Annotated in this window: 19 protein-coding genes; all 19 read right to left on the bottom strand. The window is 59.0% G+C overall.

Annotated features, from left to right (window positions below):
- Window positions 1-122 precede the first annotated feature (122 nt).
- The 19 genes from ispD to uppS all read right to left on the bottom strand — a co-directional run bounded on the left by ispD (window position 123) and on the right by uppS (window position 22,938).
- Entirely contained in the window at window positions 123-830 is a 708-nt protein-coding gene (gene ispD / locus ACRC4F_RS18460) for a 2-C-methyl-D-erythritol 4-phosphate cytidylyltransferase (RefSeq protein ID WP_438660644.1), read from the bottom strand.
- A complete protein-coding gene (gene ftsB / locus ACRC4F_RS18465; protein WP_008028992.1) occupies window positions 827-1,105 on the bottom strand; it encodes a cell division protein FtsB in 279 nt (92 codons plus the stop codon). The genes ispD and ftsB overlap by 4 nt, the downstream gene beginning before the upstream one ends.
- A 170-nt stretch (window positions 1,106-1,275) precedes the next feature.
- Window positions 1,276-2,565 carry a phosphopyruvate hydratase gene (gene eno / locus ACRC4F_RS18470; protein WP_131059171.1) on the bottom strand — a complete coding sequence of 430 codons (1,290 nt, stop codon included), beginning with the start codon at window positions 2,563-2,565 and terminating at the stop codon, window positions 1,276-1,278.
- Between the two features lie 156 nt (window positions 2,566-2,721).
- The gene (kdsA, locus tag ACRC4F_RS18475; RefSeq protein ID WP_421139262.1) at window positions 2,722-3,567 is read right to left on the bottom strand and encodes a 3-deoxy-8-phosphooctulonate synthase; all 846 of its coding nucleotides are present in this window, start codon (window positions 3,565-3,567) and stop codon (window positions 2,722-2,724) included.
- Between the two features lie 5 nt (window positions 3,568-3,572).
- On the bottom strand, window positions 3,573-5,204 hold the full coding sequence (locus tag ACRC4F_RS18480; protein ID WP_131059170.1) for a CTP synthase: 1,632 nt from the start codon (window positions 5,202-5,204) through the stop codon (window positions 3,573-3,575).
- 274 nt (window positions 5,205-5,478) lie between these two features.
- Window positions 5,479-6,807, bottom strand: a complete 1,329-nt coding sequence (gene tilS / locus ACRC4F_RS18485) for a tRNA lysidine(34) synthetase TilS (RefSeq protein WP_438660645.1) — start codon at window positions 6,805-6,807, stop codon at window positions 5,479-5,481.
- Between the two features lie 133 nt (window positions 6,808-6,940).
- Window positions 6,941-7,888: an acetyl-CoA carboxylase carboxyltransferase subunit alpha gene (locus ACRC4F_RS18490; RefSeq protein WP_010462799.1), complete on the bottom strand. Its 948-nt coding sequence runs from the start codon at window positions 7,886-7,888 to the stop codon at window positions 6,941-6,943.
- A gap of 139 nt (window positions 7,889-8,027) precedes the next feature.
- On the bottom strand, window positions 8,028-11,549 hold the full coding sequence (gene dnaE, locus ACRC4F_RS18495) for a DNA polymerase III subunit alpha (RefSeq protein WP_438660646.1): 3,522 nt from the start codon (window positions 11,547-11,549) through the stop codon (window positions 8,028-8,030).
- 83 nt (window positions 11,550-11,632) lie between these two features.
- Window positions 11,633-12,259: a ribonuclease HII gene (gene rnhB, locus ACRC4F_RS18500; protein WP_438660663.1), complete on the bottom strand. Its 627-nt coding sequence runs from the start codon at window positions 12,257-12,259 to the stop codon at window positions 11,633-11,635.
- Window positions 12,260-12,270: 11 nt separating this feature from the next.
- The gene (lpxB, locus tag ACRC4F_RS18505; RefSeq protein ID WP_438660647.1) at window positions 12,271-13,401 is read right to left on the bottom strand and encodes a lipid-A-disaccharide synthase; all 1,131 of its coding nucleotides are present in this window, start codon (window positions 13,399-13,401) and stop codon (window positions 12,271-12,273) included.
- A 2-nt stretch (window positions 13,402-13,403) separates the two neighbouring features.
- Window positions 13,404-14,180, bottom strand: a complete 777-nt coding sequence (lpxA, locus tag ACRC4F_RS18510; protein WP_438660648.1) for an acyl-ACP--UDP-N-acetylglucosamine O-acyltransferase — start codon at window positions 14,178-14,180, stop codon at window positions 13,404-13,406.
- A complete protein-coding gene (gene fabZ, locus ACRC4F_RS18515) occupies window positions 14,177-14,617 on the bottom strand; it encodes a 3-hydroxyacyl-ACP dehydratase FabZ (RefSeq protein WP_128607522.1) in 441 nt (146 codons plus the stop codon). Before fabZ ends, lpxA begins: the two co-directional genes overlap by 4 nt.
- A gap of 108 nt (window positions 14,618-14,725) precedes the next feature.
- Window positions 14,726-15,781 carry a UDP-3-O-(3-hydroxymyristoyl)glucosamine N-acyltransferase gene (lpxD, locus tag ACRC4F_RS18520; protein ID WP_438660649.1) on the bottom strand — a complete coding sequence of 352 codons (1,056 nt, stop codon included), beginning with the start codon at window positions 15,779-15,781 and terminating at the stop codon, window positions 14,726-14,728.
- A 3-nt stretch (window positions 15,782-15,784) separates the two neighbouring features.
- Window positions 15,785-16,288: an OmpH family outer membrane protein gene (locus ACRC4F_RS18525; RefSeq protein ID WP_008028980.1), complete on the bottom strand. Its 504-nt coding sequence runs from the start codon at window positions 16,286-16,288 to the stop codon at window positions 15,785-15,787.
- Between the two features lie 45 nt (window positions 16,289-16,333).
- The gene (gene bamA, locus ACRC4F_RS18530; protein ID WP_438660650.1) at window positions 16,334-18,709 is read right to left on the bottom strand and encodes an outer membrane protein assembly factor BamA; all 2,376 of its coding nucleotides are present in this window, start codon (window positions 18,707-18,709) and stop codon (window positions 16,334-16,336) included.
- A gap of 74 nt (window positions 18,710-18,783) precedes the next feature.
- Window positions 18,784-20,136 carry a sigma E protease regulator RseP gene (gene rseP / locus ACRC4F_RS18535; protein WP_438660651.1) on the bottom strand — a complete coding sequence of 451 codons (1,353 nt, stop codon included), beginning with the start codon at window positions 20,134-20,136 and terminating at the stop codon, window positions 18,784-18,786.
- A gap of 53 nt (window positions 20,137-20,189) precedes the next feature.
- Entirely contained in the window at window positions 20,190-21,380 is a 1,191-nt protein-coding gene (ispC, locus tag ACRC4F_RS18540) for a 1-deoxy-D-xylulose-5-phosphate reductoisomerase (protein WP_438660652.1), read from the bottom strand.
- Window positions 21,377-22,183, bottom strand: coding sequence for a phosphatidate cytidylyltransferase (locus ACRC4F_RS18545; RefSeq protein ID WP_438660653.1), 807 nt, complete (start codon window positions 22,181-22,183; stop codon window positions 21,377-21,379). The genes ispC and ACRC4F_RS18545 overlap by 4 nt, the downstream gene beginning before the upstream one ends.
- Window positions 22,183-22,938 carry a polyprenyl diphosphate synthase gene (uppS, locus tag ACRC4F_RS18550; protein WP_438660654.1) on the bottom strand — a complete coding sequence of 252 codons (756 nt, stop codon included), beginning with the start codon at window positions 22,936-22,938 and terminating at the stop codon, window positions 22,183-22,185. Before uppS ends, ACRC4F_RS18545 begins: the two co-directional genes overlap by 1 nt.
- Between the last annotated feature and the right edge of the window lie 5 nt (window positions 22,939-22,943).

The following is a 22,943-nucleotide window of genomic DNA, read 5'->3' on the forward strand; positions in this document are numbered from 1 at the left end:
GCCCGGAGCAGGCTCGCTCCCACAGTTAATCGAGTTCCTTCAGAAAAAACGCAGTCAACTGTGGGAGCGAGCCTGCTCCGGGCGGCGTTCCGACGATAGCGGCAGTACAGCCTACGAATCATTCAGCGACGATTAGTCCAGCGCTGCCGCAACCATTCGAGGTCTTCAGGCCGGGTAACCTTAAGGTTGTCCGCACGGCCTTCGATCAAGCGTGGCGCCAGACCTGCCCACTCCATCGCCGAAGCTTCATCAGTGACCAAAGCATCCGCCACCAGACTGTCAGCCAAGGCCCGATGCAACGCGCCAAGGCGAAACATCTGCGGCGTATACGCCTGCCAGATCACGCTGCGATCCACGGTTTCAACCACACGACCGTGCTTGTCGACGCGTTTCAGCGTATCGCGTGCCGGCACCGCCAGCAGCCCACCGACCGGATCGTCCGCTAACTCACTCAACAATTTATCAAGATCGTCACGCGAAAGATTCGGTCGTGCGGCGTCGTGAACCAGCACCCAATCCTCATCGTCAGCGCCTTGGGCATGCAAATGCAGCAAGGCATTGAGCACCGAACCGGAACGTTCGTCGCCACCGTCAACCCGCTGAATACGCGGATCGGCAGCACACGCCAGGTTCGGCCAATAAGGGTCATCAACAGCAAGACTGACCACCACCCCCTTCAGGGCAGGATGATCAAGGAAACAGCCAAGGCTGTGTTCGAGAATAGTGCGCCCGCCCAGTTGCAAGTATTGCTTGGGACGGTCCGCGGCCATACGGGCACCGACGCCCGCGGCAGGAATCACAGCCCAGAAGGCCGGTAACGACTGGATCATTGGGCCAACTGGTAAAGGGTTTCACCGTCCTTGACCATGCCCAACTCATGGCGAGCCCGCTCTTCAACGGTCTCCATGCCTTTTTTCAGTTCACTGACTTCAGCGTCCATGACCCGATTGCGTTCCAGCAACCCTTCGTTCTCAGCGTGTTGATCCGCGATCTGCTGAGTCAGCTCGGCCACTTGCGCCAGACTGCCATTACCCACCCACAGGCGGTATTGCAGGCCAGCCAGCAGCAAGAGCAAGACGAGGAACAACCAATTGGGACTGCGCATCGAATATCAGGTATCCAGTGGAAAAAGACAGCCATGCCAAACTATGAAGCTTCTGATAGCACGAAGCCTGGAAGATCCAGGCTTGTGCTTTTAAGGCATCAGATTAGTGGCAAAAACGTCGCTGTAGCGATTTTTCCGACACAATCCGGTGTCTTTTTACCTTGTAGCAATCAGCCGCGGAATTCGCTGCGACCGTTGTACTTGGCTTTGCCATTCAACTGCTCTTCGATACGCAACAGTTGGTTGTACTTGGAAACACGGTCCGAACGGCACAGGGAACCGGTCTTGATCTGGCCAGCCGCGGTGCCCACAGCCAGGTCGGCAATGGTCGAATCTTCGGTTTCGCCGGAGCGGTGCGAGATCACGGCAGTGTAACCAGCAGCCTTGGCCATCTGGATGGCTTCCAGGGTTTCGGTCAGGGTGCCGATCTGGTTGAACTTGATCAGGATCGAGTTGGCGATCTTTTTATCGATGCCTTCTTTCAGGATCTTGGTGTTGGTCACGAACAGGTCGTCGCCTACCAGCTGAGTCTTCTCGCCGATCTTGTCGGTAAGGATTTTCCAGCCAGCCCAGTCGGACTCGTCCAGGCCGTCTTCGATCGAGATGATCGGATAACGCTCGGTCAGGCCTTTCAGGTAATCGGCGAAACCTTCAGCGGTGAACACCTGGCCTTCGCCGGACAGGTTGTATTTGCCGTCTTCGTAGAATTCGCTCGCCGCGCAGTCCAGTGCCAGGGTCACGTCGGTGCCCAGCTTGTAACCGGCGTTGGCCACGGCTTCGGAGATCACTTTCAAAGCGTCTTCGTTGGAGGCCAGGTTCGGTGCGAAACCACCTTCGTCACCCACGGCAGTGCTCAGGCCACGGGCCTTCAGAACGGCTTTGAGGTGATGGAAAATCTCGGTGCCCATGCGCAGGCCTTCCGAGAAAGACTTGGCGCCAACCGGCTGAACCATGAATTCCTGGATGTCGACGTTGTTATCGGCGTGCTCGCCACCGTTGATGATGTTCATCATCGGAACCGGCATCGAGTAGACACCCGGGGTGCCGTTCAGGTTGGCGATGTGAGCGTACAGCGGCAGGTCCTGGTCCTGTGCTGCTGCCTTGGCCGCGGCCAGGGAAACGGCGAGGATCGCGTTGGCGCCCAGGGAACCTTTGTTTTCAGTACCGTCGAGCTTGATCATCGCGTGATCCAGCGCTTTCTGGTCGCTTGGGTCTGTGCCTTTCAACAGGTCGCGGATCGGACCGTTGATGTTGGCGACGGCTTTGAGTACGCCTTTGCCCAGGTAACGGCTCTTGTCGCCATCACGCAGCTCGAGCGCTTCACGCGAGCCAGTGGAAGCACCGGACGGCGCGCAAGCGCTACCGATGATGCCGTTATCGAGAAGCACGTCCGCTTCCACGGTGGGGTTGCCACGGGAGTCGAGAACTTCACGACCTTTGATGTCGACGATTTTTGCCATTGTTGTAAACACTCCAAAGTTGACGAAAACGACGCAGCTAGAGGAAATCTTTTACCGTCGGCAAGTGGTGTGCGGCGGGCAGACTTGCGGACGATAAGGCTCAGGCCCGAGGGCCTGAGCAACAAATCGTGCGGTACTTTACCGGAGAAATGAGGTTTACGCGGTTTCTACCGTCGGAAAACTCTTCACCAGTTCGTCCAGCGCTTTGAGCTGGGCCAGGAATGGCTCCAGTTTATCCAGACGCAAGGCACAAGGGCCGTCGCATTTGGCGTTGTCCGGGTCCGGGTGGGCTTCGAGGAACAGACCGGCCAGCGACTGGCTCATGCCCGCCTTGGCCAGGTCAGTGACCTGGGCGCGACGACCGCCAGCTGAATCAGAGCGACCACCCGGCATTTGCAGCGCGTGGGTCACGTCGAAGAACACCGGGTATTCGAACTGCTTCATGATGCCGAAGCCGAGCATGTCGACGACCAGGTTGTTGTAGCCAAAGCTCGAACCGCGCTCGCAGAGGATCAACTGATCGTTACCCGCTTCCACGCACTTGCTCAGGATGTGTTTCATCTCATGCGGGGCGAGGAACTGGGCTTTCTTGATGTTGATTACTGCGCCGGTCTTGGCCATCGCAACCACGAGGTCGGTCTGGCGCGACAGGAAGGCCGGCAGCTGGATGATGTCGCAGACTTCAGCGACGACCGCGGCCTGCTCCGGCTCGTGGACGTCGGTGATGATCGGCACGCCGAAGGCTTGCTTGATGTCCTGGAAAATCCGCATGCCCTCTTCCAGGCCGGGGCCACGGTAAGAGGTCACGGAGGAACGGTTGGCCTTGTCGAAGCTGGCCTTGAACACGTAAGGGATACCGAGTTTCTCGGTGACCTTGACGTATTCTTCGCAGACCTGCATCGCCATGTCGCGGCTTTCCAGCACGTTCATGCCACCGAAAAGCACCATTGGCTTGTCGTTGGCAATCTCAATATCGCCTACACGGATGATCTTCTGCGCCATTGGAGTTACGCCTTCTTCTGGTGTTGAACCAAAGCTGCTTTAACGAAACCGCTGAACAACGGGTGACCGTCGCGCGGTGTCGAGGTGAACTCGGGGTGGAACTGGCAAGCGACGAACCATGGATGATCCGGGGCTTCAACCACTTCGACCAGCGCGCCATCACCGGAACGACCGGAGATTTTCAGGCCGGCTTCCATGATTTGCGGCAGCAGGTTGTTGTTCACTTCGTAGCGATGACGGTGACGTTCGACGATCACGTCCTTGGCGTAGCAATCGTGCACCAGGGAACCCGGCTCAAGCAGGCAATCCTGAGCGCCGAGGCGCATGGTGCCGCCCAGGTCGGACGTTTCGGTACGGGTTTCAACGGCGCCGGTGGCATCTTCCCACTCGGTGATCAGACCCACGACCGGGTGACCGCTGGCGCGATCGAACTCGGTGGAGTTGGCGTCTTTCCAGCCCAGCACGTTACGAGCGAACTCGATCACGGCCACTTGCATGCCCAGGCAGATGCCGAGGTACGGAACCTTGTTTTCGCGAGCATATTGAACGGCGGTGATCTTGCCTTCCACGCCACGCAGACCGAAGCCGCCCGGTACGAGGATCGCGTCGACACCTTCCAGCAGCGCAGTGCCCTGGTTTTCGATGTCTTCGGAATCGATGTAACGCAGGTTGACCTTGGTGCGGTTGCTGATGCCGGCGTGACTCATCGCTTCGATCAGCGACTTGTAGGCATCCAGCAGTTCCATGTACTTGCCGACCATCGCGATGGTGACTTCGTGTTCCGGGTTCAGCTTGGCGTCAACCACGGCTTCCCATTCGGACAGATCGGCGCTGCCGCATTGCAGGCCGAAACGCTCGACAACGAAATCATCCAGGCCTTGGGAGTGCAGGATGCCCGGGATCTTGTAGATGGTGTCGGCGTCTTCCAGCGCGATCACCGCACGTTCTTCAACGTTGGTGAACTGCGCGATCTTGCGACGCGACGAGATGTCGATCGGGTGATCGGAACGGCATACCAGCACGTCTGGCTGCAGGCCGATGGAACGCAGTTCCTTGACCGAGTGCTGGGTTGGCTTGGTTTTGGTTTCGCCGGCCGTGGCGATGTACGGCACCAGCGTCAGGTGCATCAGCATTGCGCGCTTGGCGCCGACTTCGAAACGCAATTGACGGATCGCTTCGAGGAACGGTTGCGACTCGATGTCACCCACGGTGCCACCGATCTCGACCATGGCCACGTCGGCATCGCCGGCGCCCTTGATGATGCGGCGCTTGATTTCGTCGGTGATGTGCGGGATCACCTGGATGGTTGCGCCCAGGTAGTCACCACGGCGCTCTTTGCGCAGGACGTGTTCGTAGACACGGCCGGTGGTGAAGTTGTTGTTCTGGGTCATGGTCGTGCGGATGAACCGCTCGTAGTGGCCCAGGTCCAGGTCGGTCTCGGCGCCGTCGTGGGTGACGAACACTTCACCGTGCTGGAACGGGCTCATGGTGCCCGGGTCAACGTTGATGTACGGGTCCAGCTTCAGCATGGTGACCTTAAGTCCCCGCGCCTCCAGGATGGCCGCCAATGAAGCCGAGGCAATGCCTTTCCCCAATGAAGAAACAACACCGCCCGTGACGAATATGTAGCGCGTCATGAAAAACCCTAGAAGTCTGCGTTAAAGCGGTCCGAGCCGCCGGGGAAAGCGAAGGAAGGCCGAAGCCCCCGATCACCTGCATTAATCACAGTGCACCTTTCAAAAAAACCGCCGCGTTGGGACAGACCGGCAGGTGAAACACCGGTACGTTGCTCGCTACACATTTTTTGGAATCGCCCAGCAAAGACTGCTTGGTAATCGGCAACTTCTGTAATTCAGGCGAATCCACAGAAGTTGTATCAAGAAGGGAGCGTAGTCTACCGGAAAGCCCCTTTCAGCTCAAACCTTGATCTTCGTTCGGTGGCTGCCAATGCAAATGCCAGCCTTCCTGTTCGCTGCCACTCAAGCCCCTCAGGTTGGCCACCGCCAGCAATTGTTCGCCACGATAGACCAGCGGCAATCTGCCACGTACGAAGCCCGGAATGCCGCGTTCGTTGAGCAAACGCTTCAGATCCCGGTGACCGCGATCAGGCAGATTCATCATCTCTCCTCCCTGACGATAGCGGATATGCAGCGGGCCAGCGGGGATTTGGCCGGTACAGGTGAGCACGCCATTTTCCGGCAACGCCAGCGCTGTCGAGGGGTCAGCCCAGACGCCGACGTATGGCGGAATATGCAGCCAACAGCCTGACAACCACCAGATCCGCCCACCCGCCCGATGTAATTCTCCCTCCGCCAAGCGCCAGATCGGGCGGGCATCGCCGGTGGCATCGCGCAAATCGTCCCAACCCGACCAATGGTCACTGTCCGGCAGCCGCGTCAGCACTGTGAGCCAGTGACTCAATGCATTGCGCTGACGTGCGGCAGAGAGTTCTGCCAGCGGCGCCAACGCGAGGGACGGCAAACCCAGCCAATCGAAATCACTGGCGGTGCGAGCACCGGCCAGATCGATGTGCGCCAGGTCATCGAGCAACCCCTGCGCTTCACTCAGATGCGCGGCGCTGCGGGCCATGGTCGCCATCGCCTGCGGCCAGCGCTCGGTCAAAACCGGGAACACTCGATGGCGCAGGTAATTTCGCGAGAACTGACGGTCCTGGTTCGACGGGTCCTCGATCCAGCTCAACCGATGCTCGGCCGCGTAGGCCTCAAGTTCGGCGCGCGTGATATCGAGCAACGGACGCAGAAGATGCCCGCGACCCAAGGCGCGCTCGCGAGGCATGCCCGACAACCCTCTCACCCCTGCCCCACGCAACAGCCGGAACAACAGGGTTTCCGCTTGATCGTCGCGGTGCTGTGCGGTCAGCAGCAATTCATTTGTTTGAGTGGCTTCAACGAAGGCGCCATAGCGTGCATCCCGGGCGGCGCGCTCAAGGCTGGCGCCGGACCGAACCTCAACGTGAACCACCTGTAGCGGCACACCCAGCGCATCACAGACGCACTGACAATGTTGCGGCCACGCATCAGCCGCAGCCTGAAGGCCGTGGTGGACATGAATGGCGCTGAGCGCTGGAAGGGATTGGGTTTTTGCGAGGTGAGCGAGCAGGTGCAGCAGGACGGTGGAGTCGAGCCCGCCGGAGAAGGCGATGCGCCAGGTTGTGGCGTTGCGCCAAGGTTTCAGATTCAGCAGAAGCCGGGAAGGCAAATCATTCGAGGGCTGATCCATATCTATCCCTTTGCACAAATCAAATGTGGGAGCGAGCCTGCTCGCGATTGCGGTTTAACGGCCAACTGATTCGTTGAATGTTAAACCCTCATCGCGAGCAGGCTCGCTCCCACATGGGTATTGCGCGTTCGGCTTAGAGACCGTAGCTCATCAGACGCTCGTAACGACGGGCCAGCAGCGCTTCGTTATCGAACTTCTTCAGCATCGCCAGTTGCGAGCTCAGCTCGGCACGGATCGATGCCGCCGCAGCCGCAGGATCACGGTGAGCGCCGCCCAACGGTTCGCCGATCACTTTGTCGACGATGCCCAGGCCTTTCAGGCGCTCGGCGGTGATGCCCATGGCTTCAGCGGCGTCCGGCGCTTTCTCGGCGGTTTTCCACAGAATCGAGGCACAACCTTCCGGCGAAATCACCGCGTAGGTCGAGTACTGCAGCATGTTCAGCTGATCGCAGACACCGATTGCCAGAGCGCCACCGGAACCACCTTCACCGATCACGGTGGCGATGATTGGGGTTTTCAGGCGGGCCATCACGCGCAGGTTCCAGGCAATCGCTTCGCTCTGGTTGCGCTCTTCAGCGTCAATGCCAGGGTAGGCGCCCGGGGTGTCGATGAAGGTCAGGATCGGCATTTTGAAGCGTTCGGCCATTTCCATCAGGCGGCACGCCTTGCGATAGCCTTCCGGACGCGGCATGCCGAAGTTGCGGCGAACCTTCTCGCGCACTTCACGGCCTTTCTGGTGACCGATGATCATCACCGGCTGATCGTCCAGACGGGCAATGCCGCCAACGATCGCAGCGTCGTCGGAGAAGTGACGGTCGCCGTGCAGTTCATCGAACTCGGTGAAGATGTGTTCGATGTAGTCCAGGGTATACGGACGTTTCGGGTGACGCGCGAGACGTGCGATCTGCCAGCTGGTCAGCTTGCCGAAGATGTCTTCGGTCAGCGTGCTGCTTTTGTCCTGCAGGCGGGAGATCTCATCGCCGATATTCAGCGAATTGTCGTTACCGACCAAGCGCAACTCTTCGATCTTGGCTTGCAGGTCGGCGATCGGCTGTTCGAAATCTAGAAAATTCGGGTTCATAGGCGTCCGTCTTGGGTCGACGTCCAAGAGAGCTTGGGCCGGCCGGTTGTCTATTCGCGCCCTACCTTAAGGGACAGGCGCGTTCAGGTCGAGATTAAAAATTCAGGTCGAGTTCAGGGCCTTCGGCAGAACCTGACCGTCAACGGTATTGGAGGAAGACGTTGTCTCGCCCGAACTGGTCACGCAAGGCTTGAATCAACGCATCCGCCGGGTCGATTCGCCAGGTCTCGCCAAACTGCAGCAAGGCCTTCGCATCGGGGCTCGTGTATTCCATGGTAATCGGGCACGCGCCGCGGTGACGTTTGAACAACTCACCCAGCCAGCGTAGCTGATCGCCCTTCAGATCCTTGGTCTGCAGTTTCAGGCGCAGGCTTTCGGCGAGGTTGGTGCGCGCATCTTCCATGCTCATCACCCGCTTGACCCGCAGCCGCAGGCCGCCGGAGAAGTCGTCGTTGCTGACTTCGCCTTCGACTACCACCATCGCGTCGGTCTGCAACAGTGATTGCGCGGAGTGGAACGCCTCGGCAAACAGCGAAGCCTCGATCCGCCCGGAGCGGTCATCGAGGGTGATGAAACCCATCTTGTCGCCCTTTTTGTTTTTCATCACGCGCAGGGCGATGATCATGCCCGCGACGGTCTGCGTATCGCGAGCCGGTTTCAGGTCGATGATGCGTTGACGGGCGAAGCGACGGATCTCGCCTTCGTATTCGTCGATCGGGTGACCGGTCAGGTACAGGCCCAGGGTATCTTTCTCGCCTTTCAGGCGTTCCTTGAGGGTCAGCTCCTTGGCCTTGCGATGATTGGCGTAGACGTCGGCGTCTGCCTCGACGAACAGCCCGCCAAACAAGTCGGCGTGGCCACTGTCGTGGGTACGTGCGGTTTGTTCGGCGGCCTTGATCGCCCCTTCCATTGCATTCAGCAATACGGCACGGTTCTGGTCGATGCTTGCTTGATAGGCTTTCGGTTCGTCATGGAAATAAGGCCCCAGACGATCCAGCGCGCCGCTGCGGATCAAACCGTCCAGCGTGCGCTTGTTGATTCGTTTGAGGTCGACACGGGCGCAGAAATCGAACAGATCCTTGAACGGACCGTCCTGACGGGCCTCGGTGATCGCTTCCACCGGACCTTCGCCCACGCCCTTGATCGCGCCGAGACCGTAAATAATCCGGCCCTCGTCATTCACCGTGAACTTGAACTCAGAGGTATTCACATCCGGCGCGTCGAGACGCAGCTTCATGGTGCGAATTTCTTCGATCAAGGTCACGACCTTGTCGGTGTTGTGCATATCCGCCGACAGTACCGCGGCCATGAACGGCGCCGGGTAATGCGTTTTCAGCCACGCGGTCTGGTACGACACCAGGCCGTAAGCGGCGGAGTGGGATTTGTTGAAGCCGTAACCGGCGAATTTTTCCACCAGGTCGAAAATGTTACCGGCCAGATCGGCGTCGATGTTGTTGGTGGCGCAACCCTCAATGAAACCGCCGCGCTGCTTGGCCATTTCCTCAGGCTTTTTCTTACCCATGGCCCGACGCAGCATGTCCGCACCGCCGAGGGTGTAACCGGCCATGACCTGGGCAATCTGCATCACCTGCTCTTGATACAGGATGATGCCGTAAGTCGGCGCCAATACCGGCTTGAGGCCTTCGTACTGGTAGTCCGAGTGCGGGTACGCCAGTTCGGCGCGGCCGTGCTTACGGTTGATGAAGTCGTCCACCATGCCCGATTGCAGCGGGCCCGGACGGAACAGGGCCACCAGTGCGATCAAGTCTTCCAGGCAGTCGGGCTTGAGCTTTTTGATCAGCTCTTTCATGCCGCGCGACTCGAGCTGGAATACCGCGGTGGTTTCGGCCTTTTGCAGCAACTGATAGGTCGGTTTGTCATCCAGCGGGATGAACGCGATGTCCAGCGGCGGCTCATCGACCTTGGCGCGGTCGCGGTTGATGGTTTTCAGCGCCCAGTCGATGACCGTCAGGGTCCGCAGACCCAGGAAGTCGAACTTCACCAGGCCGGCGGCTTCAACGTCGTCCTTGTCGAACTGGGTCACCAGACCGTCACCGGCCTCATCGCAATAGATCGGCGAGAAGTCAGTCAGCTTGGTCGGGGCAATTACCACACCACCGGCGTGCTTGCCGACGTTACGCACAACGCCTTCGAGCTTGCGCGCCATTTCCCAGATTTCCGCGGCTTCTTCATCGACCTTGATGAAGTCGCGCAGGATCTCTTCCTGTTCGTAGGCCTTTTCCAGGGTCATACCGACTTCGAACGGAATCATCTTCGACAGACGATCCGCCAGACCGTAGGACTTGCCCTGCACCCGCGCCACGTCACGGACCACAGCCTTGGCGGCCATGGAACCGAAGGTGATGATCTGGCTCACCGCGTTGCGGCCGTATTTCTCGGCCACGTAGTCGATCACGCGGTCACGACCGTCCATGCAGAAGTCGACGTCGAAGTCGGGCATCGATACCCGTTCCGGGTTAAGGAAACGTTCGAACAGCAGGTCATATTCCAGCGGATCGAGGTCGGTGATCTTCTGCACATAGGCCACCAGCGACCCGGCACCCGAGCCCCGGCCTGGACCTACCGGCACGCCGTTGCTCTTGGCCCACTGGATAAAGTCCATAACGATCAGGAAGTAACCGGGGAAGCCCATCTGGATGATGATATCCAGCTCGAAATTCAACCGGTCGACATAGACCTGACGCTTGGCTTCGTAGTCTTCGGTGGTGTCCTTGGGCAGCAGCACGCTGAGGCGATCTTCCAGACCGTCGAACGAGACCTTGCGGAAATACTCGTCGATGGTCATGCCATCAGGGATCGGGAAGTTTGGCAGGAAGTGAGTGCCCAGCTTCACTTCAATGTTGCAGCGCTTGGCGATCTCGACGGTGTTGGCCAGCGCTTCGGGAATGTCGCTGAACAGCTCAGCCATTTCCTCGGCGCTTTTGAGGTATTGCTGATCGCTGTAGTTCTTGGAACGCCGCGGATCGTCGAGGGCACGGCCCTCACCGATGCAGACGCGGGTTTCGTGAGCGGCAAAATCTTCCTGCTTGATGAAGCGTACGTCGTTGGTGGCGACCAGCGGCGCACCGATCTTTTCGGCCAGGGCCACGGCGCCGTGCAACTGTTCTTCGTCGTTGGGGCGGTTGGTGCGCTGGATCTCCAGATAGAAACGATCCGGGAACACGGCCATCCATTCGCGCGCAAGATTTTCCGCTTCAGCGGGATTGCCGCTGAGCATGGCCAGGCCGATCTCGCCCTCTTTGGCCGCTGACAGCATGATCAGGCCTTCGCTGGCTTCGGCCACCCACTCACGCTCGATGATGACCGAGCCATTGCGCTGGCCGTCGATGAAGCCGCGGGAAATCAGTTCGGTGAGGTTGCGATAGCCCACGGCGTTCATCGCCAGCAGGCTGATCCGGCTCAAGGCGTTGTCCGGATCCTTGTTCGACAGCCACAGGTCGGCGCCGCAGATCGGCTTGATGCCCGCGCCCATGGCGGCTTTATAAAATTTGACCAGGGAACACATGTTGTTCTGGTCGGTGACCGCCACGGCGGGCATGTTCATGCCGACCAGGGTCTTGACCAGCGGTTTGATCCGCACCAGACCGTCGACCAGGGAATATTCAGTGTGCAGGCGTAGATGAACGAATGAAGCCGGCATAGTGATCCTGTCTAGAAACTAGAAACGTGAAGACAACAAGGCCCGGATTGTACCGGGCCTTGGCAAAAACATCAGCCTTGCAACTAACTCACGATCAGGTTTTCCCGCGCCTCATAAGCCAGGCGTACCGGGGCAAACGAGCGGCGGTGAATCGGGGTTGGCCCCAGTCGGGCCAAGGCTTCCAGATGAACGGGTGTCGGGTAGCCCTTGTGGCCGCCAATGCCGTAACCCGGGTAAATCAATTCGAAAGCAGCCATTTCACGATCACGGCTGACTTTGGCCAGGATCGATGCCGCAGCGATGGCCGGCACCTTGCCGTCGCCCTGCACCACCGCTTCGGCGCGCATGGACAGTTTCGGGCAACGGTTGCCGTCGATCATCGCCAGTTTCGGCTGGATGTGCAGACCTTCGATGGCGCGCTGCATGGCCAGCATCGTGGCATGCAGGATGTTCAGCTTGTCGATCTCTTCGACTTCAGCCCGGGCGATGCACCAGCTCAGGGCTTTTTCGCAGATTTCGTCGTAGAGCCTTTCGCGGCGGGCTTCGGTGAGTTTCTTCGAATCGTTCAGGCCGAGGATCGGCCGATTCGGGTCGAGAATCACCGCAGCCGTGACCACGGCACCGCAGAGCGGGCCGCGACCGACTTCGTCGACACCGGCAACCAAATCTTCCACTTCAGCGACCAAGGTGAAATCCAGCCCCATCTGCATGCTTGTCTTACTCATTGTACTTGGCCGATCAGATTCAGCACTGCGCCGGCAGCCTGGTTGGAGGCATCCAGACGCAAGGTCCGGTGAATTTCGTCGAAGCCGCGAGTCTGTTCTTCACCGCCTTCGATCAACGGCGACAAGGTCTGGGCCAGGGCTTCGACTGTCGCATCGTCCTGCAACAATTCAGGCACCAAAAGACGCTGCGCCAGCAGGTTCGGCAAGGAGATGTAGGGACTTTTCACCATGCGCTTGAGAATCCAGAACGTCAGTGGCGCCAGGCGATAAGCGACCACCATCGGCCGCTTGTACAACAGCGCCTCAAGGGTCGCCGTCCCGGACGCAATCAACACGGCGTCACAGGCAGCAAGGGCCAGATGGGATTTGCCATCGAGCAGGGTCAACGGCAGATCGCGCCCCGCCAGCAATTCTTCCAGCTGCGCACGACGTTCAGGGCTGGCGCAAGGCATGACGAACCGTACGCCGGGACGCAAGGCCCGCAGACGTTGGGCCGTATCAAGGAACAATGCACCGAGACGGCCGACTTCTCCGCCGCGACTGCCTGGCATCAGCGCAACCAGCGGTCCGTCAGGCAAGCCAAGTTCGGCCCGTGCGGCGGCGCGATCGGCTTCAAGCGGGATCGCATCGGCCAGGGAATGCCCGACAAACCGCACCGGTACGCCCTTCTCTTCATAGAATTTGGCTTCAAACGGGAACAGCGTCAGCATCAGGTCGCAACCTTCGCGGATCTTCAGCACCCGCTTCTGCCGCCACGCCCACACCGACGGGCTGACGTAATGCACGGTCTTGATGCCGGCCTGACGCAGCTTGAGTTCGATATTGAGGTTGAAGTCCGGGGCATCGATGCCGATGAACGCGTCCGGCTTTTCGGCGATCAGGTCGGCGATCAGCTTTTTACGCCGCGCCATCAGCTCGCGCAACCGCCCCAGCACTTCCACCAGGCCCATGACCGAAAGACGTTCCATCGGGAAATACGAAGTCAGGCCTTCGGCCTGCATCAGCGGACCGCCGACACCGATGAATTCCACCGCCGGATGCTGAGCTTTGAGGGCGCGCATGAGACCGGCGCCCAGAATGTCACCGGAAGCCTCACCCGCCACCAGCGCAATACGCAGATTAGCCATGATTAACGTGTGATGCCGCGGGTCGAAGACTGGATGGAATCACGGAACACCGCGACTTCCGGGAACTGGTCCGAAGGTTCGGCCAATTCGGCGAGTGCTTGCTCAACCGTCAGGCCCTGGCGGTAAACCACCTTGTACGCACGACGCAGGGCGTGGATCGCGTCTTCGCTGAAACCACGACGGCGCATGCCTTCGAAGTTCATGCTGCGGGCTTCGGCAGGGTTGCCGAACACCGTGACGTAGGCTGGAACGTCCTTCCCAATGGCGGTGCCCATGCCGGAAAAACTGTGGGCGCCGATATGGCAATACTGGTGAACCAGGGTGAAACCGGACAGGATCGCCCAGTCTTCAACGTGCACATGACCCGCCAACGCAGTGTTGTTGACCAGGATGCAGTGGTTCCCGATCACGCTGTCGTGGCCGATGTGGGCATAGGCCATGATCAGGTTGTGATCGCCCAGAGTCGTTTCCGAACGGTCCTGAACGGTCCCGCGGTGAATCGTCACGCCTTCACGGATGACGTTGTGGTCACCGATGACCAGGCGGGTTTCTTCACCTTTGTATTTCAGATCGGGTGTGTCCTCACCTACCGAGGAAAACTGGTAGATGCGGTTGTGCTTACCGATTCGGGTCGGGCCCTTGAGAATCACATGCGGCCCGATCACTGTCCCCTCGCCGATTTCCACACCTGCGCCGATGATCGACCAAGGGCCAACCTCGACGTCGTCGGCCAGGACGGCCGTCGGATCGATGATTGCGCGAGGGTCAATCAAACTCATAGTTTGCGTTCCGCGCAGATGATTTCAGCGGAGCAGACTGGCTTGCCATCGACCGAAGCCTGGCACTCGAACTTCCAGATCTGACGCTTGCAGCTCAGGAACTTGGCTTCCAGGATCAACTGATCGCCTGGCAGCACAGGCTGGCGGAAGCGCAACTTGTCGGAGCCGACGAAGTAGTAAAGGGTGCCGTCGGCCGGTTTCACGTCCAGCATCTTGAAACCAAGGATCCCGGCAGCCTGAGCCATCGCTTCGATGATCAGTACGCCCGGCATGATTGGATGCGCAGGGAAGTGACCATTGAAGAACGGCTCGTTGATGCTGACATTCTTGTAGGCGCGAATGCGCTTGCCTTCCACATCCAGTTCCACGACCCGGTCCACCAGCAGGAACGGGTAACGGTGGGGCAGGTATTCGCGAATCTCGTTGATGTCCATCATTTCGGGGGGAAGCCTATGTAAAGATTGGGAGCGCGCGACTGACGCGCACCCCTCTAGCAAATCAAGGAGGCAGTCTAGCGGCTGTGCACACTTGATATGGAAATGGTATCAGCCATCTGATGAAGCATTACCGTCAGGGGTCACGTCCCCTACACGCTTTTCCAGCTGTCGTAAACGTCGCGCGATGTCATCGAGCTGACGGATACGGGCCGCGCTTTTGCGCCATTCGGCTGCTGGTTGCATCGCCGTACCGGAAGAATAGGAACCCTTTTCGGTAATCGAATGGGTCACCATGGTCATCCCGGTGATAAAAACGTTGTCGCAAATTTCGATATGCCCCACCAGCCCTACGCCACCGGCGAGCATGCAATGCTTGCCGATTTTGGTGCTGCCGGAGATCCCCACACACGCGGCCATGGCGGTGTGATCACCGACCTGCACGTTGTGAGCGATCTGAATCTGATTGTCGAGCTTCACACCGTTACCCAGTACGGTATCGGCCAGTGCACCGCGATCGATAGCGGTATTCACGCCAATCTCCACATCATCACCGACCAGAACACCACCGATCTGGGCGATTTTCTGCCAGACACCTTTCTCGTTGGCAAAACCGAAGCCTTCGCCACCGAGCACGGCACCGGACTGAATCACCACCCGTTTGCCGATGCGCACGTCGTGGTACAGCGTGACCCGCGGGGCCAGCCAGCCGCCCTCGCCGATTTCGCTGCGGGCACCGATGAAGCAATGCGCACCCACCGTCACACCGGCAGCAACACGCGCGCCGCTTTCAATCACTGCAAAGGCACCAATGCTCGCCGCCGGATCAACCACTGCGTCCGCAGCCACTACCGCTGTCGGGTGAATACCGGCAGGCGCCTTGGGCTTGGGATCGAACAGATGGGAAATACGCGCATAGGCCAGATACGGATCTGGCACCACCAATGCATCGCCGGCAAAACCTTCAGCGTCAGCGGCCTTCAGCAACAGGGCTGCGGCCCGGCAGTCTGCCAGGTATTTACGGTATTGGGGGTTTGCGAGAAAGCTCAACTGAGCTGGGCCAGCCTCTTGCAAAGTGGCTAGCCCAGTAATTTGCTTCTCCGGGTCGCCACGTAGCGTGGCGCCAAGGAACTCGGCCAACTGGCCGAGCTTTATAGTCGCTGTCATGGATTACTTCAGCTGATTCATGCGCTCGATAACCTGGCGAGTGATGTCGTACTGAGGCTTGACATCAATCACTGCGCCACGCTCGAAGACCAGGTCAAAAGCACCTTTCTTGATGACTTCTTCCACAGCGCTGTCCAGTTTCGGCTTGAGCTGCTTCAGCATTTCACGGTCGGCAACAGCCTTGGCTTCGTTGAGTTCCTTGGACTGGAACTGGAAGTCACGGGCCTTTTGCTTGAATTCGAGCTCAAGGCGTTCACGCTCACCTTGCTGCATCTTGTCGCCGCCAGCCATCAGACGGTCCTGGATGCCTTTAGCGCTGCTTTCCAGAGTCTTGAGCTTGGTCAGTTGCGGGCCAAATTTCTTCTCGGCATCCACGGCGTATTTCTTGGCCGCATCAGATTCCAGCAGGGCCATTTGATAGTTCAGAACGGCGATCTTCATGTCGGCAAAAGCCGGACCTGCTACCAGTACGGTCGCCAGGAGAACCAATTGAGTCAACTTACGCACGATGCACTCCTACAAAATCCATTGTCGTTATTTTGGGGCAGACGCTTAGAACGTCTGGCCAAGAGAGAATTGGAACACTTGAGTCTCAGCGTCATCCGGTTTCTTGATCGGCATGGCCAACGCGAAGCTCAGAGGACCCAGTGCGGTGACCCAGGTCACGCCCACACCGACGGAACTGGCCATGTTGCTCAGGCTGATGTCGTTGCACTTTGTATTGGACGCCGAACCGTTTGCGTTGGTGGTGTCTTTGCACTGCGAGTCAAAAACGTTACCCACATCCCAGAATACCGAGGTTCGCAGGGAACGTTGATCCTTGACGAACGGCAGAGGGAACAGAAGCTCTGCACCGCCCTGGATCAGGACGTTGCCACCAAACGGCAGTGGATCCTGGTCCGGATCGGCCAACGTACCCGGGTTCGTACCACGGCTAGGCGTACTGCGAGGACCCAGTGTGCTGTCCTTGAAGCCACGAACCGAGTTGAAACCACCAGCATAGTAGTTTTCATAGAATGGCAAGCCGTCGGTCGAACCGTAACCGTCGCCATAGCCCAATTCGGTGTGCAGGCGCACGGTGTAGTTTTCAGACAATGGCTGGAACAACTGGCCACGGTAATCGACTTTGAAGAACGACAGGTCGCTGCCCGGTGTGGTGGTTTCCAGAGTCAGGCTCTGGGAACGTCCACGGGTCGCCAATACGCCTTTGTTCAGGGTGGACTCGGACCAGCCGGCCGACGCCTTGAAGTTGAGGTAGTTGTCGCCTTCCTTGTTTACGAAGTCGAAAATCTCGTCAACGGTGTACTGACCGGTCTTGATCTTGTCCTGTTGCACGCTCAGACCGAAGGTCAGGCGCGACGTCTCGCTAATCGGGTAACCAACGTTAACACCAGCACCCAGGCTATCTACGGCATAGCTGGCTACGTCGACATCGAGGTCATCGTAGTCGGTGGTGCGATAGAAAGCGTTGTAACCCAGGCTCACGCCATCAGCAGTCCAGTACGGGTCGACATAACCGAAGTTATAGCGGCTCTGGTATTCACTGCGGGTCAAGCCGACGCTGACCTTGTTACCGGTACCCAGGAAGTTGTTCTGAGTGATCGAACCACCGAGGATCAGACCGGCGCTCTGGGCGAAACCGACGCTGGCGGTGATCGAACCGGAAGCCTGTTCTTCAACGCTGTAGTTCACGTCGACCTGGTCATCGACACCCGGTACGGCAGGGGTTTCGACGTTCACTTCTTTAAAGAAGCCCAGACGCTCAAGACGGGTCTTGGATTGGTCGATCAGGTAGGTCGAAGCCCAGCCGCCTTCCATCTGACGCATTTCACGGCGCAGCACTTCGTCTTCGGACTTGGTGTTGCCACGGAAGTTGATGCGGTTGACGTAAGCACGCTTGCCCGGATCGACTGCAAAAGTGATGTCCACCGTGTGGTCTTCATCGTGAGGCTGCGGTACGCCGTTGACGTTGGCGAAGGTGTAGCCCTCGTTACCCAGACGACGGGTGATCAGCTCGGACGTGGTGGTCATCAGCTTGCGCGAGAACACCTGGCCTTTCTGAACCAGCAGCAGGGACTTGACCTGGTCTTCAGGCACTTTCAAGTCGCCGCTCAGCTTGACGTCACGAACGGTGTACTTCTCGCCTTCGTTGACGTTGACGGTGATGTAGACGTGTTTCTTGTCCGGGGTGATGGACACCTGGGTCGAAGCGATATCCATATTGATATAGCCACGGTCCAGGTAGTAGGAGCGTAGACGCTCCAGGTCACCGGAGAGTTTTTCACGAGCGTACTTGTCATCGTTCTTGAAGAACGACAGCCAGTTGGTGGTTTTCAGTTCAAACAGGTCGATCAGGTCTTCATCAGGGAAGACCGTGTTGCCCACCACGTTGATGTGCTGGATAGCGGCAACGGTGCCTTCGTTGATATTGACCTTGAGGCCGACGCGGTTGCGCGGCTGCGGCACCACTTCGGTGTCGACGGTGGCCGAGTAGCGACCCTGAGCGACATATTGGCGCTGCAGTTCGTTTCGTACACCTTCGAGGGTGGCACGCTGGAAGATCTCGCCTTCGGCCAGACCGGACTGTTTGAGGCCCTTCATCAGGTCTTCAGTAGAGATCGCCTTGTTACCTTCGATCTCAATACTGGCGACTGACGGACGCTCGACTACCGTAATGACAAGGACATTGCCATCGCGGCCCAGCTGGATATCTTGAAAGAACCCGGTTTTGAACAGCGCACGAGTGGATTCCACCAGGCGACGATCATCCGCCTGTTCACCGACGTTTAACGGCAAAGCACCAAAGACGCTACCCGCGGAGACCCGCTGGAGGCCATTGACGCGAATATCAGAGATAGTGAAGGACTCGGCGTGAACTTCGGCGATCATCAATACGGTGAGAACCGCAGTTAGCAGCAGACGTTTCATGAAGTCCTTTCTTATTCCAACTGGCAATAAACAAACTGCCGCAAAATGCGGCAGATTCGCAATTCAGCGAAGTGTTACAGACGGCCCAAATCATTGACCAGAGCAAGCAACATCACCCCGACCACCAAACTGATACCGATCTGTATCCCCCAACCCTGCACCCGATCTGACAAGGGACGACCACGCGCCCACTCGATCAGATAAAACAACAAATGCCCCCCATCCAGTACAGGAATGGGCAGCAAATTCAGAACTCCCAGGCTAATACTCAGATAAGCAAGGAAATTCAGGAAATCAGCGACGCCCGACTGGGCAGAAGCGCCCGCCACTTTAGCAATGGTTATCGGTCCACTCAAGTTTTTTACCGAGAGCTCGCCGAACAACATTTTCTTGAGTGAATCGAGGGTCAGCACACTCATGGTCCAGGTGCGTCGAGCACCCTCGCCAATTGCGGCCAACGGACCATAACTCACTTCACGAATCATCTCCGGCGGCCAATCGACCGGCTTCACCCCGGCGCCCATATAACCGGTAGGCGCTTTTTTCTCGCCCCGAGCGGCCAAGGCCACGGGGACGTCGATTGGAGCACCATCACGCTCGACATGCAGCATGATTTTGGTATCCGGATGCATACGGACCGTATCGACCACCTGTTGCCAGTCATCCACCCGCTTGCCATCGAGGGCTAACAGTCGATCACCCGTCTTCAGGCCAGCAGCCTGAGCTGGCCCTTTCGGATCAATTTCGGCCAGAACAGGCGGCAACGCCGGACGCCAAGGACGAATACCCAGCGAACGAATCGGGTCAGGCTCGTCAGCACCCTTGAGCCATTTATCCAGCATCAGCTCACGGGGCGAATCTGCCGTGGAGCCCTGCTCACGCACCAACAACTGAAGAGAACCGCTCTCGCCAAGACGACGGACCAGTTGCAGATTCACCGCGGCCCAGCCGGAAGTCGGCTCGCCGTCGATGGCAATAATTTCCTGACCAGCACCCAGACCGGCCTTGGCGGCGATGCTGCCGGATTCGACCGCGCCGATGACCGGACGCACCTGCTCACTGCCGAGCATGGCCAACACCCAGAAAAACACCATGGCCAATAGAAAGTTGGCGATCGGCCCTGCGGCCACGATGGCAATACGCTGACGGACAGATTTGCGATTGAAGGATTGATCGACCTGATCGGCCGGCACTTCGCCTTCGCGCTCGTCGAGCATCTTCACGTAGCCGCCCAGCGGAATGGCAGCCACCACGAACTCGGTGCCTTTCTTGTCGTGCCAACGCAGCAGCGGCATGCCGAAGCCCACGGAGAAGCGCAGTACTTTGACCCCACAGCGACGTGCGACCCAGAAATGGCCGAATTCGTGGAAGGTGACCAGCACGCCCAGCGCAACCAGGGTGCCGACAATCATATAGAGCGCGCTCATCTACTTTCTCCGCAATCCTGTCCAGTGCTGCATGGGCCAACGTACCGCAGCACTTACCGCCCGTGACGACTCAACCATTGCCCGGCCAGTACTCGCGCTTTCGCGTCGGCCGTGAATACCGCCTCGAGATCATCTACCGCAACGACCGGCTCGAGGTTTAACACTTCCTCGATGATACTCGCGATTTCCGGGTAGCGAACCCGCCCGTCGAGAAACGCCGCGACAGCCACTTCATTCGCTGCATTGAGCATGGCCGGTGCGCTATCGCCCGCTTCGGCGGCCTGACGCGCCAGGCGCAGGCAAGGAAAACGCTCTTCATCGGGCGCCTGGAAGTCCAGACGCGCGATGGCAAACAGATCCAGTGGCGCCACGCCAGAATCGATGCGCTCCGGCCAGGCCAAGGCGTTGGCGATCGGCGTGCGCATGTCCGGGTTGCCTAACTGAGCCAGCACCGAACCGTCGATGTAGTCGACCAGCGAATGAATCACGCTCTGCGGGTGAATCACCACTTCGACCTGGGACGGCTTGGCGTCGAACAGCCAGCAGGCTTCAATCAATTCGAGCCCTTTGTTCATCATGCTGGCCGAATCGACCGAAATCTTGCGCCCCATGGACCAGTTCGGATGAGCGCATGCCTGCTCAGGGGAAACATGCGCCAACTCGGCCATCGGTGTCTGTCGGAACGGACCACCAGAGGCCGTCAGAAGAATCCGACGCACACCGACCGCGCCCAGCCCGCGGGCGAAATCCTGTGGCATGCACTGAAAAATGGCGTTGTGCTCGCTGTCGATGGGCAGCAGCACCGAGCCGCTTTTGCGCACCGCCTGCATGAACAGCGCACCCGACATGACCAGCGCTTCTTTGTTGGCCAGCAGGATCTTCTTGCCCGTCTCGACCGCCGCCAGGGTCGGGCGCAAGCCCGCCGCGCCAACGATGGCCGCCATGACCGCATCGACCTCAGGATCGGAAGCAACCTGACAAAGGCCCTCCTCCCCTACCAACACGCGTGTCGACAGACCAGCGGCGCGCAAGTCGTCCTGCAAGGTTCGGGCAGCGCCCGCCTCTGGCACGACGGCAAACCGCGGCGTGTGACGCACACACAAGGCCAGCAGCTCACTCAGGCGAGTGAAGCCACTTAACGCAAATACTTGATAACGCTCGGGATGCCGAGCGATCACGTCCAGGGTGCTCAGACCGATCGAGCCGGTCGCCCCCAGAACGGTAATCTGTTGTGGGCGGCTCACGGTGCGGCCATCCACAGCAGCACGGCAAATACGGGGATCGCGGCTGTCAGGCTGTCGATACGATCGAGCACCCCGCCATGGCCCGGCAACAGGTTACTGCTGTCCTTGATGCCCGACTGACGCTTGAACATGCTCTCGGTGAGGTCACCCACCACCGAGATGAATACGATCACTGCCGCACCGATCAGACCCATCAGCATCTGCCCGAAGCTCCAGTCGCGGACCAGGCCAACGATTGCCGTAATCACCAGGCTCAGCAGCAAACCGCCGTACACGCCTTCCCAGCTCTTGCCAGGGCTGACTTGCGGCGCCAGCTTGCGCTTGCCAAAGGCACGACCGGAAAAGTACGCACCGATATCGGCCCCCCAGACCAGCACCATCACGGCCATGATCAACCAGTTACCCAATGGGTATTGTTTGATCTGCACCAGACCTTGCCAGGCCGGCAGGAGAATCAACAGGCCGATCGCCAATTTGGTCGCTGCACTGGACCAACGCTCGCTCGAACGCGGATACGTCAGCACCAGATACGTCGCCACGCCCCACCAAAGCACCGAGGCACCCAACACCCAGGGCGCGAGCCCCGGCAGGATGTGCATGATAAACAGCATCAATGCGACCAATACGGCATAGGCAACACGAATCGGTTGGGCATTGAAGCCCGCCAGGCGAGCCCACTCCCACGCACCGAGGGTCACGACCAGCCCGATGAACAGCGCAAAGCCTGTGCCTTCGAGCAGGAAAAACCCGCACAAGGCGATCGGCAGCAGGATCAGCGCGGTGATGATTCGTTGTTTAAGCATTAAACCCGGGCCCCAGACTCGACCTGCTCGCTCGTTTTACCGAAGCGGCGCTGACGAGAAGCGAAATCGGCCAGCGCGTTACGCATGGCGTCGTGTTTGAAGTCCGGCCAGAACAGGTCGGAGAAGTACAACTCGGCGTAAGCCAGTTGCCACAGCAGGAAGTTACTGATGCGGTGTTCGCCCCCGGTGCGGATGCACAAGTCCGGCAACGGCAGATCGCCGGTGGCCAGACAGGTCTGCAGCAGCTCGGGCGTGATGTCTTCCGGACGCAGATGCCCGGCCTGAACTTCACGCGCCAGACGCTGCGCAGCCTGGGCAATGTCCCACTGACCGCCATAGTTGGCGGCGATCTGCAAGACAAAGCGATTCGCACCCGCGGTCATCGCCTCGGCTTCACGCATGGCAGCCTGAAGCTCGGGATGAAAGCGTGAACGATCACCGATGATGCGCAGACTGATGTTGTTGTCGTTGAGGCGCTTGGCCTCACGACGCAATGCCTTGAAGAACAAATCCATCAAGGCACTGACTTCATCGGCCGGGCGCTGCCAGTTCTCACTGGAGAAGGCGAACAGGGTCAATACCTCGACCCCGGACTCGGCGCACACCTCGATTACCGCACGAACTGCATCCACGCCCGCCTTATGACCGGCGACACCGGGCATAAAGCGCTTTTTCGCCCAGCGATTATTACCATCCATGATGATCGCGACATGGCGCGGCACCGCGGACGGCGCAGTCTGCTTAGTCTTTTCCATGAAAA

The sequence above is a fragment of the Pseudomonas sp. genome, from assembly GCF_051660785.1.
Taxonomy (GTDB): Bacteria; Pseudomonadota; Gammaproteobacteria; order Pseudomonadales; family Pseudomonadaceae; genus Aquipseudomonas.